Here is a 9911-nt window from a genome sequence, read left to right on the forward strand (position 1 = left end):
CTGCCATTGCAAAGCCGGTGACCCACCAGGTGGCACCCGTCGGGATGAACACCAGCAGACTGCCAAAGTTGGAAGCGAAGTTCAGCATCTTGGTATGCGCCGTGGCCTTCAGCACGCCATAACCGGCCAAAAGCACGAACCCCATCATGAAGAACGACCCGGTGCCCGGCCCGAAGAACCCGTCATAGGCGGCAATCAAGGGTACGGCCGTGGCGGTGAACACCGCGGGCTGCATCCGCGCCACGCCGCTTTCGTCGGTGAGACCGGGTTTGAAAGCGAAGAATAGCGCCACGCCGATCAGGATGGCTGGCATGACCAGCCGCAAGACCTCGGCCGGGATCATATGCGCTACCAGAGCGCCGCCTGCCGCCGCAATTGCGCTGACTGCGGCCATGCCCAGCTGTTCGATGGGCCGCACATGGCCAGCGCGGGCATAGGTGACCATTGCAGTTCCTGCGCCGAAAGTGCCCTGCAGCTTGTTTGTTGCCAGCGCCTCGACGGGCGATGCTCCGGCGAGGAGAAGGGCCGGGACGGTGATCAAACCGCCACCGCCCGCGATGCTGTCGACAAACCCGGCGCAGAAGGCCGCAAGGATGAGGAGCAGGGCAAGGTCGGTCGCGACTTCGAACATGGAGCGCTTGTGGCGCTTTGCCGGATGTTCGGCAAGGGGGGAGCCGCCTCGGGGGGCATCGAGCCCCCGCTTGCCGGCGTTACCACGGAACGGTGATCGGGCGCGGGAGGGCGGATGAGCGAGGTGCTTACTGAACGGTATTGTGCTGGGTCAGGTCGCGAAGTCATTCTGCGCGTAGCCTTGCAGATACAGCAGTGCCGTCAGATCGCCGTGGTTCACCCGGATGTCGCATTGCGCCTGCACCGAGGGCTTGGCATGCAGCGCCACCCCCGCCCCGGCACGACCCAGCATCGCCAGATCATTCGCCCCATCGCCAACCGCGATGGCCGCTTGTGGCGTGATGCCAAGTCGCGCGGCGATCTGTTCCAGCGCGTCAAGCTTGGCTTGCTTGCCAAGGATCGGCTCGGCGACCCGGCCCGTCAAAACGCCATCCGACACTTCCAGCCGGTTGGCCCGATCCTCATCAAAGCCCAAGCGCGCGGCGATGACGGTGGTGAACGCGGTGAACCCGCCTGAGACAAGCGCCGCATGGCCACCATGTGCCTTCATCGTGGCCACCAGAACCGGCCCGCCCGACATCAGCGTGATCCGGTCGCGCAGCACGCGCCCAATCACCGTGTCAGGCAAGCCGCGCAACAGGCCCACCCGTTCCCGCAGCGCCGCTTCGAAATCCAGCTCGCCATTCATCGCCCGCGCGGTGATCCCGGCCACATGCGGGCCGACGCCGGCCTCGTCTGCCAACTCGTCAATGCATTCCTGCTGGATCATCGTGCTGTCCATATCGGCGATCAGCAGCCGCTTCTTGCGCCCCTCGGCGACCTGCACCGCAAGGTCGATGCCCAGGCTTTGCAAGCCCTCCCAGACCTTCCACAGGTTCTCCGGCACCGACCCCAACGCAAACTCCGCCGCCACCCCCGGATGCAGCCAGCGCGCGTCGCCGCCGCCCCACGCATTGCGCAGCGCTTCGACGGTCGTGCGGTCAAGTGTCGGACGGGCCGGGTTGGTCAGAAGGGTGGCGATGTGCATCCAAAGATCCGATTTGTGGCCGCCCGTCTAACCATGAAACATGCGCGCTGACCAGCCGGGGACGATTAGTCCGCCGGAGTGGCGGCTTTGGGCTTGTTGGCAGCCTCAAGTGTCTGGCGCGGCCCCAAAAGTACGCGAAACAGCAGCGGATTGGCCAGGATCGATACGATTGCCCCCGCCACAACCAGATCGCGCGCCTCGACCGGAACGATATCCATCTGAACACCCATCACGATGACGATAAAGGAAAACTCGCCAACCTGCGCCAGCGATGCAGCAACTGTCAGCGCCGTCGTGCGGGGATGGCCAAAGGCCAGTACTATGCCAAACGCCACCACTGATTTGACGCCCACGATGATGACAACCGTCACCAGCACGGAAAACGGACTTTCCCACAACACCGAGGGGTCAAACAGCATGCCGACCGACACAAAGAACAACACGGCAAAGGCATCGCGCAGGGGCAGCATATCTTTCATCGCCTGCGCCGACAGGGTCGATCCCGCCATCACCATGCCCGCAAAGAACGCGCCAAGCGCAAACGACACCCCGAAGATCTTGGCCGCCACCAATGCCACGCCCAGTGCAATGGCCAGCACCGACAGGCGAAAAAGTTCACGCTGGCCGGTCTGGGCGGTGTAGTCGAGCAGCCATGGGATCGCCCGCGTCCCCGCCAACAGCATCACAGCAACAAAGGCAGAAACCTTGGCCAGCGTGACTAGCAGCGTGGCCCCAAGCGTGCCGATGCCCCATTTCCCCACGGCAACAAGCTCCGGATCCAGCGGCTGCGCCTGCCCGCCCAACAGCCCCGACAGCGGCGGGATCATCACTAGCGCCAGCACCATCACCAGATCCTCGACGATCAGCCAGCCGATCGCGATCTGACCTGCGCCCGCGCCGACCATGTCTCGATCTTGCAGCGCGCGTAGCAGCACAACTGTTGATGCAACCGACAGCGCCAGGCCAAAGATCAGCCCCGCCCCCAGCCCCCAACCCAAAAGCCAGCCAAGCCCCGCGCCAAAGGCGGTCGCTACGCTAATTTGCCCCACAGCACCCGGCACCGCGATGCGCCGCACCGCCATCAACTCGCGCAGCGAAAAGTGCAGGCCGACCCCGAACATCAGCAAGATCACCCCGATTTCAGCCAGTTCCGCCGCGATCTTCTGATCCGCGACATAGCCGGGCGTGAACGGCCCGATCATCACCCCGGCCGCCAGATACCCCGCGATCAACGGCAGCTTCAGGCGATGCGCCAAAAGGCCCAGCACAAAAGCCAGCGCCAGTCCGGTGGCCATTGTGGTGATCAGCGGAACGTCGTGGGGCATCAGGCCTCCCTTTTGGTCAAATGGGTTGCAGCCCGACTGTACGAGCACATGCCGCCGTTGCAAACGGATCACCGGTCTATGGGGGATCACAAACCCGAAGTTTCGCTCCTCCACGTTTCCGTTGGCTCAAAGATGCGTCGCCTTTTCGGCGCAAAGCATCGCTTCTAGCTCATTTTTCCACTTGTACGACCGCGTTCCTCCGCTTATCCCCATCGGTGGGACACCCTTCCCCAACGAAGGGAACGGTTCATGCCTGTTTCTTCCTTTGTTTTCCGTTAGTTGTGCCTTTCACTTTGGCGGTTTGTGTCAGATTTGTGCCAAAGAGCCGGTCCGTGACGGTCGTGTCATCCATCGCGTGAGCGTAGTATTTCATGACGGTGGCAACGTCTTTCCAGCCGCCCGCCTGGGCAACAGTCTTGGGGTCAATGCCACGCTGCAAGAGTGTGGTTGCAAAGCCGTGGCGGCACGAATGCGGGGTGAGCCGATCGATCCCGGCGCGCTGCACCGCATGATCCCAAACCTGCTTCACGTTGCCTGCCTCGAGGTAGCCAAAGACAGGATCACCGGGCTTCCGCTCGGACGGGATGTTTGCAATCGCGGCCAGCACCGGGGGCGGCAGATGGGCGGTCCGCGTCCAAGGCTTGGGCTTGCGACCGTGCAGGGTTGCAGTCCGGGCCACCAAGTCTACGCCCTGCCACGTCATCGCGACAGCTTCGCCGATCCGGGCACCCGTGCCGAACATGAAATAGCACAGCGCGCCCAGGTGCGAGGAAGCGTGCGAGGCAAAGGCCTCGACCCATGCCTCGGTTGCCGGTTGCTTTGTCTTGGCGTCCACATCGAACCGTTTCACCCGGATCGGGCTGCACCAGTCGAGAGATGCCGCATGGTTGATGATCGCTTGCGTCGGGACGATCACCTGCCGGTTCCGGGTCGCGCCCTTTGCCTTAGGGTAAAGCTTGATCGCAGACTGGCGCACCGCGCCCGGCGTGATTTCCCGTATCAGGGTGTCTTGCCAATGGTTCTCGATCACGTCCAGGAAGCGCGTCGGTTTTTCCGCTTGGCGGTATGCGATGGATGCCTGAGCAAAGGTCACGTGTGCCCCCGGCCCATCGAGATGACGTTTCCATTCCCGTGCTTCGGCTTCCGCCGCGACCCTTTGGGCAATGGCTTTGTCCGCAGTGCCGCAAGAGCCGCGAAGTCGCCGACCGGCGACGGTGCCTGCGAAGTGCCAGACCGCGCCGCGCTTTGTGATCTTGAGGGGCATGGCTTCGCGGCCTCCAGAATGGTTTGAACATCACCCTCAAGGAAGATCATCTGTTTTCCGAACAGACGATAGGCACCTAGGCGACGCGCGATTTCCCGCACCGTCCGCTCCGAAATGACCAGGTGCGCGGCCAGCTCTGCCGGGGTCGTGTAGTCGGGCAAGAGGGCGGCGCTGTTGGCCATTAGTATGCAGGCCCCGCTGAGTGATGCTTGTCGGCAAGGTATACAGACCGCTCCAGATCGGCGCCGTAAAGTTTGGGCCCGTCTTCTGTGACAAGCTCGTCACCCTCAAGGTGCCAGCCGTGCAGATCCATGTATTCGCGTGTTTCCTCAAGGGTCAGTCCGTTAAGCAGCCAGTTCCCTGCGTCGTCTTTCTTCCAAGCGCGCTGACCTCCCTTAGGCCCAAACCAGTTGGGCTCGGGCACGATGTCCGGGACAGTGAAGTCCGGGATGTCCTCACCCGCAACAATGGCCTGCAGATGTGCAAGCACCTGGTCAATCATCCGGTCGACGTCCAGCAATTGCACAGCGACAGGAAGGTTTGGCTGTTCGGTCGTTTCCCGGTAGACCGGGATCGAGGCCCAGTCGCCATTCGACATGGGATAGGTGATGATCGACATTTCCGTCTGGACGGCCAGGCCGATGGTGCGGGCTTTAGCGCGACGGGCCACTTGATCCGACAGGCCGATTGACCAGCGCTGCGGGAAGCCGATGTGGTTCATGGTGTAAGCGGCCGCGATCTGCAGGACCTGCGCACCTGTAAAGATTCGTCGCTTGCCGGTGCCGGGGTTCACCCAATCGCCCATTAGCCGGACAAGACCGCGCGCCGGGTTCAGGAAGTGCTCAAGCGCCTTGGGGGTGGCTCCGGTAATCTTGCAGACTTCAGAGACGGTAAATTGCGGCTTGTCCCAAATCTGGGAAGCCTCGGTCAGCTTCTGAAAATGTTCCGTGGGATCGAACGTCATCGTGAGCCCCATGCTATGGTGTTGAACCATAAACACCATGGCATGGGGCTGTCAAGCCTCACGCTGCCACCGCTCCCGGTGCGCCGTCTCGCCAGCGCAGGCTCTCCAACTCGCCGAGCATTCCAACAAGTAGCGCGACGGCCACCTGCATCTGATCGGTTGGAAGGTGGTAAAGCCCGAACATGACTTCCGGCTTGCAGTCAGAATCATGGGCAAGGACCTGCGTCTGAATAATGCTGATCGCGGCCGTAAGGTTGTCCAGCGGCGTGTTCATGCGCAAAGGCGTGAATTCGAAATGGGCGATGCTCATGCCGCTACCTTTTCGAGCTCGACGGAATCCAAGCCCCGCCCGATGGTCAGCAAGAGCTCTTGAGCGGCCTCTGCAGCTTGGATAACCAGTCCGGTCCGCTTGGGATTGTCTCCACAGGCAACGATCACGCTGACCAGGCTTTCGACGGTGTAGACATCACGCTGCATCGCCGCGAGATGAGCGGTCATGGCTTGGGGTTTGTCCGGCATTGCGTTTCTCCTGTTTCTGTGGTTCCGTCACCATGAGGGTGACAAGCGCACCATACAGGGAAATGTCATGGTGACAAGTGCACAAATAAGGGCGGCGCGCGGTTTAGTGAATTGGACGGTCCGCGACCTTGCAGACAAGGCGGGCGTTCACCGAAACACTGTCACCCGGTCAGAGACAGACGCGACGGGTCCGGGCCATGCGACTGCCGCGATCCGCGCGGCGCTTGAAGCCGCCGGGGTGGAATTCATCGCAGAGAACGGCGGGGGCGCGGGCGTGAGGCTCAGAGAAAGAACGGTCCCATGAAGCAAGCAAACAAGGAAGCCATTGAAGACGTGAAAGACATGCATCGCGGTCTGCACATGGCCATGGAAGAGCTGATAAAGCGGAAGGACTACGCCCGGTCCGAGACCATCTTGCACCAGATTGACCAGGCTATGAGCCGATGGATCAACCAGACGAAGGTTACAAAAGGATAGGGCCGGGCGTCATTGCGCGCCACCCGGCCCCTGGGATCCCCGCCCCGGATCGGGCGTGATCCCCTGCGCCGCGCTGTCATGTCCCAGCCGCGCCATGACGGGGTTTTCGGGCACTCGCCGTCTTGCCCAGATGCTTTGCGGCCAAGCGAACCGCAGGGCGCACCCCAGCCCGTTCCTATGACAGGTTGTCGCCGCCGCCGAAGTTGACGGACAGCAGCGCCGATTCCAGCTCGTCCGCCGACAGGCCCAGCTCTTTCGCCCGGCCCATCGCTTCGATGATCTGGGCCAGTGCCCGCGCCCTGCCGCCAGCGTCGAAGGCCTGCAGCGGCCGTCCCACGTCGATCATGACGGACGCGCCCAGCTTGGCGCTGGCTTCCTGAGCCAGAAGCTCGGCCATGGGCTGCAGCACCCATCCGCAGAGGTGCCTTTGCGCTTCCCGCACCATCGGCCCCGTGGTGCCCCGGTTCAGCAGTCCCGGCAGGACACCGAAGGACATAGCGACAGCATCCCGCGCCGCCTCAAGCGTTTCGCCGGTCATGCTCTTGGACAGGTCGGGCGACAGCTGGTCGGGCGACTTCCCAAGGTTCGGGTGCATCCCTGCCGCCGTCGCTTGGGCAATGCCCTCGACCACAAGCGAGGATCCTCGCCGACCGCGAAACTGCGCCCGCATGGTCTCCATGTCATCCGACCCGCTGTCAGGCAGGGGAATGATGAGAGACCCCAATGGGGCGTCGCGGTAAACGTCGCGCAAGGCGCTTTCGACCTGGTGCAACAGCTCTGCGGTCAAGGGTGCCCGCCGCAAGGGCGCGCTGCCCGACCACGGGGCCACCATGTCCGAACCGATCCGCAAATGCAGCACCTCAGCGGCAAGCGCGGTCTGGGATCGCGGCCCTCCCGCCTCTGGGATGCTCACGCGGTAGGCTCGCGGGATGCCATTCCTGGTGGACAGGTCCCAGTCGCTGCAGGGCACCAGGCCGTCGCCTGTGACCATCATCACCGACTCGCCGCGAAGGGCGATGCTACGGGCGATAAGGGCCATCACCGGCCTGGTCAGAAAATCCGTGCCCTGCACATCGGCCAGGGCGAAGGCATTCTCCCACAACGTGACGCAGGACTGAACCGTGGCGGTCAGCTCGCCGATGCCAGATGCACCGCTGATGTAGCTCTGGCGCGCGGCCATGATTGCTGCAGTGTATCCAGCCCCAGAGCTGCGCGCCTCCACCGGCTTGCGGCGAAAGATATCCATCAAACCCATGTCAGGCCCTCCAACGGTTCAAGGTTCGGTGCAGCCCGCCGCGAAGGGGATCGGCCGTCGCCGCCTCCCATGCGCGGGCCTCGATCTGCGCTTGCGGATAGGCCGGGACGGTGACCGCGCTCAGCTCGTAAAGCTCTGCCCGCGTGATGGTGCGCAACAGGCCCGTGCCGCTGCGCTCGATCTTCTCCCCGCCCTCTGGCACCCGGAATCCGGGTGACAGTCCCCGGATCAGACCGGCGGCATGGGCAGCGAGGAAGTCCCGCGCCCAGCTGGTGCCCGCGTCGATCCGCGCCTCCAGGACAAGCGCCTGGTCCGTGTCTCGCAAGGTGAGGGTGCCCGCCGCGCGTGACGCGAGGGGCTTTTCATAGTCGTGGCCTGACAGCAGGTGGATATCCTCGCCCGCCTCGATCCGGTCCGCGAAGGCCCGGGCGGCGATAACCTCGCGCCGTCCCGGTGCCAGTTCGGTTTCAGCCCCATAAGGAAAGGCTGCCCGAAGGCGAGTTTCCCCGCCTTCGGCCCGAACCTCGAGCGATCCGAGATTACCGCCCCAGAGCATCAGACCACACTCACGCCGGTCAGAACCTCGAGCTGCGCACCCCTCGCCACGGTCACGTCAGCCGTGGTCAGGGCGGTCAGGCGAAGGCCACCGCTGGCCGCATCCGAGAAAGGATCCCGGATAAGATCGACCGCGCCCCACATGCCGACGAAGATCGGCGCGATCCCGCCCGCGTTCGTGGTGAGAAGCGCGTTCGTGTTGTTCGCGACCGGCGCGGCCAGAGCGTTTGAGCTCATGGCGATGTTTTCCGCCGGGATATTGGCCAGCATCCGGTCCCACTCGCTCACCGCCGTCGAGGCGATCAGCGCGCCATCCATCCGGGCGTAGACTTCCGGCCGGATCAAGAGCCGCACCGCACCAGGTGCCCCTGCAGCGTTTGCGATCATGAAACGCACCACCGCTGCCCGGAAGGCCGCCCAGGTGGCACCTGCCCCGACTGCCGTGCTGGTGATCCCGTAGGTCGCGGGCGTCGTCATCACCCCCAGCGGTTCGCCAGAGGCACCAGCGCCCCGGAAAATCGCCACATCCAAGGCCTGTTGAATGGCACCGTTCATGTCGCGCCGGACGGCTTCTTCAAGGCCCGCGCCGGTCTGCAGCATCGCGCGGCGGCTGATCGCCATGCGGATGCCCAGCGTGTTGTTCGGGGCCAGCGCCTTGTCCACCGTGGTGAATTGCGTCGGCCCGGCCACCGAACCGGCTTCCGTCGCTTGCCAACCCGCAGTGACCGCGCTGGTCGTGACAGGCCACTCCGTCAGACCGCTTTCGATTGCGATCATCTGGGCACCCATAAGCGCAGCCACCGAATCCGGGAAAAGCCGGTCGATGATGGGGAGCGTCTGCAGAGGGTTCGGCACGTTCGCGGCCACCGTGTTCCGGCGTTCCAGCGCGGCCCATGAAACCGGCGTCCCGCGATATCCGCCCCGGCTGCGCAGCTCGGTCACGACTTCAAGGGTGCGGCCATCCATGGCGCGGCCCTCGTCCAGGTGCAGCGCGACCTGGCGAAGCTCAAACCCAGCCACCAGCGCGTCCCACTCGCCACCGGCGCGGGTTTCCAGCTGTGCACCGGCCTCGCGGCGCTCGCCGTCTTCGGCGATCAGCGCAGCCCGGTAGCGGGTTTCGTTCGTGCGGTATTCCGCGTCGAGGTTGTCCATCGAGCGGGTTTCGTCCTCGGTCGGCTTCTCTTTGCCTGCGAGGGTAGAAAGGGCGGCGCGAATTTCAGATTGCCGCCGCATGATTTTCACTGAGTCAAGCATGATGGGTCCTTTTGCTTAGTGGATGGAACCGGAGCCAGATCGGCAACGGCTTGTGCCCAGGCGTCGCGCTCGGGCGATTGAACCGGGGCGGGGTGTCCGCACTCGATCCGGGTCTTCTTGGTGTGGCAGCTCGGGCAAAGCGCCTGCAGATTGTCGGGGTCGAAGGCGCGTTCCGGGGCCAGCCGGACAGACCTGACGTGATCGATCTCAAGTTGCCCGCGGGCACCGCAGCTGCGGCACTTCCAACCGTCACGCTCAAGGATCTGGTGGCGCAACACCTGCCACCGCCGCGTGGACGTAACCTGCTTTGAGTGGCGACGATGCTTGATCAGCCCCATGATATGCGCGCCTTCCTCTGAGGTGCCGCCTTCATGCGCGCGCCCTGGGCGACGGCCAGAACGGTGGCCGCTGCAGCATCGATCCGCCCCAGGCTGCGCGCCTTGGCCAGCTTGTGATTGCCCGCTGGGTCGACCAACGTGATCGCGTCAGCAAAGGCGAAGCGCAGCAGCATCGAGGGCGCGACCTTCACTTCGCCGTCGAAAAGCGCGCGGCGGAACCGCTCAAGGTCCTCCGAACCGTCCTTCCATCCGAAGCCGCGCCAGATGAATGGTACCCGACCTAGACCACCGGCCTGCATGGCC

The 9911-nt window shown here is 63.9% G+C and carries 13 protein-coding genes and 1 pseudogene; 2 read left to right on the top strand and 12 right to left on the bottom strand.

What is annotated here, in order from left to right:
• The 7 genes from RMO18_RS20105 to RMO18_RS20135 all read right to left on the bottom strand — a co-directional run.
• Positions 1 to 631, bottom strand: a 631-nt coding sequence (locus RMO18_RS20105) for a TSUP family transporter (protein ID WP_309668298.1), incomplete at its 3' end; no start/stop codon positions are given.
• Positions 632 to 781: 150 nt separating this feature from the next.
• Complete coding sequence (gene serB, locus RMO18_RS20110) at positions 782 to 1657, bottom strand: phosphoserine phosphatase SerB (protein ID WP_309668299.1); 876 nt, start codon at positions 1655 to 1657, stop codon at positions 782 to 784.
• Between the two features lie 65 nt (positions 1658 to 1722).
• Positions 1723 to 2982, bottom strand: coding sequence for a cation:proton antiporter (locus RMO18_RS20115; protein WP_309668300.1), 1260 nt, complete (start codon positions 2980 to 2982; stop codon positions 1723 to 1725).
• Positions 2983 to 3229: 247 nt separating this feature from the next.
• Positions 3230 to 4246: a site-specific integrase gene (locus tag RMO18_RS20120; protein WP_309668301.1), complete on the bottom strand. Its 1017-nt coding sequence runs from the start codon at positions 4244 to 4246 to the stop codon at positions 3230 to 3232.
• A 181-nt stretch (positions 4247 to 4427) separates the two neighbouring features.
• Positions 4428 to 5210, bottom strand: a complete 783-nt coding sequence (locus tag RMO18_RS20125) for a hypothetical protein (RefSeq protein WP_309668302.1) — start codon at positions 5208 to 5210, stop codon at positions 4428 to 4430.
• Between the two features lie 58 nt (positions 5211 to 5268).
• A complete protein-coding gene (locus RMO18_RS20130; protein WP_309668303.1) occupies positions 5269 to 5520 on the bottom strand; it encodes a hypothetical protein in 252 nt (83 codons plus the stop codon).
• Positions 5517 to 5729, bottom strand: coding sequence for a hypothetical protein (locus tag RMO18_RS20135; protein WP_309668304.1), 213 nt, complete (start codon positions 5727 to 5729; stop codon positions 5517 to 5519). The genes RMO18_RS20130 and RMO18_RS20135 overlap by 4 nt, the downstream gene beginning before the upstream one ends.
• Positions 5730 to 5796: 67 nt before the next feature.
• Between RMO18_RS20135 and RMO18_RS21170 the strand changes: the two genes are divergently transcribed.
• A complete protein-coding gene (locus tag RMO18_RS21170; protein WP_405054111.1) occupies positions 5797 to 6033 on the top strand; it encodes a helix-turn-helix domain-containing protein in 237 nt (78 codons plus the stop codon).
• Positions 6030 to 6206 (top strand): hypothetical protein, encoded by a 177-nt coding sequence (locus tag RMO18_RS20140; RefSeq protein WP_309668305.1) that lies wholly within the window; start codon positions 6030 to 6032, stop codon positions 6204 to 6206. Before RMO18_RS21170 ends, RMO18_RS20140 begins: the two co-directional genes overlap by 4 nt.
• Positions 6207 to 6381: 175 nt before the next feature.
• Here the strand turns inward: RMO18_RS20140 and RMO18_RS20145 are convergent, their stop codons facing one another.
• The 5 genes and pseudogenes from RMO18_RS20145 to RMO18_RS20165 form a co-directional block, all read right to left on the bottom strand.
• Positions 6382 to 7461: a phage portal protein gene (locus RMO18_RS20145; RefSeq protein ID WP_309668306.1), complete on the bottom strand. Its 1080-nt coding sequence runs from the start codon at positions 7459 to 7461 to the stop codon at positions 6382 to 6384.
• 1 nt (position 7462) lies between these two features.
• Positions 7463 to 8017, bottom strand: coding sequence for an HK97 family phage prohead protease (locus tag RMO18_RS20150; protein WP_309668307.1), 555 nt, complete (start codon positions 8015 to 8017; stop codon positions 7463 to 7465).
• Positions 8017 to 9270, bottom strand: coding sequence for a phage major capsid protein (locus tag RMO18_RS20155; protein ID WP_309668308.1), 1254 nt, complete (start codon positions 9268 to 9270; stop codon positions 8017 to 8019). Before RMO18_RS20155 ends, RMO18_RS20150 begins: the two co-directional genes overlap by 1 nt.
• Positions 9255 to 9608, bottom strand: a complete 354-nt coding sequence (locus RMO18_RS20160; RefSeq protein WP_309668309.1) for an HNH endonuclease signature motif containing protein — start codon at positions 9606 to 9608, stop codon at positions 9255 to 9257. The genes RMO18_RS20155 and RMO18_RS20160 overlap by 16 nt, the downstream gene beginning before the upstream one ends.
• Positions 9599 to 9911, bottom strand: a pseudogene (locus RMO18_RS20165) (terminase); the annotation flags it as partial. The gene RMO18_RS20160 and the pseudogene RMO18_RS20165, both read right to left, overlap by 10 nt.

Source organism: Tabrizicola sp., from assembly GCF_031377265.1.
In the GTDB taxonomy this organism is placed as follows: Bacteria; Pseudomonadota; Alphaproteobacteria; order Rhodobacterales; family Rhodobacteraceae; genus JAUYQR01.

Bases quoted from the DNA above. Each gene is read 5' to 3' on its own strand.
- serB (WP_309668299.1), bottom strand. From the start codon at position 1,657: ATGCACATCGCCACCCTTCTGACCAACCCGGCCCGTCCGACACTTGAC.
- RMO18_RS20115 (WP_309668300.1), bottom strand. From the start codon at position 2,982: ATGCCCCACGACGTTCCGCTGATCACCACAATGGCCACCGGACTGGCG.
- RMO18_RS20120 (WP_309668301.1), bottom strand. From the start codon at position 4,246: ATGCCCCTCAAGATCACAAAGCGCGGCGCGGTCTGGCACTTCGCAGGC.
- RMO18_RS20125 (WP_309668302.1), bottom strand. From the start codon at position 5,210: ATGACGTTCGATCCCACGGAACATTTTCAGAAGCTGACCGAGGCTTCC.
- RMO18_RS20130 (WP_309668303.1), bottom strand. From the start codon at position 5,520: ATGAGCATCGCCCATTTCGAATTCACGCCTTTGCGCATGAACACGCCG.
- RMO18_RS20135 (WP_309668304.1), bottom strand. From the start codon at position 5,729: ATGCCGGACAAACCCCAAGCCATGACCGCTCATCTCGCGGCGATGCAG.
- RMO18_RS21170 (WP_405054111.1), top strand. From the start codon at position 5,797: ATGGTGACAAGTGCACAAATAAGGGCGGCGCGCGGTTTAGTGAATTGG.
- RMO18_RS20140 (WP_309668305.1), top strand. From the start codon at position 6,030: ATGAAGCAAGCAAACAAGGAAGCCATTGAAGACGTGAAAGACATGCAT.
- RMO18_RS20145 (WP_309668306.1), bottom strand. From the start codon at position 7,461: ATGGGTTTGATGGATATCTTTCGCCGCAAGCCGGTGGAGGCGCGCAGC.
- RMO18_RS20150 (WP_309668307.1), bottom strand. From the start codon at position 8,017: ATGCTCTGGGGCGGTAATCTCGGATCGCTCGAGGTTCGGGCCGAAGGC.
- RMO18_RS20155 (WP_309668308.1), bottom strand. From the start codon at position 9,270: ATGCTTGACTCAGTGAAAATCATGCGGCGGCAATCTGAAATTCGCGCC.
- RMO18_RS20160 (WP_309668309.1), bottom strand. From the start codon at position 9,608: ATGGGGCTGATCAAGCATCGTCGCCACTCAAAGCAGGTTACGTCCACG.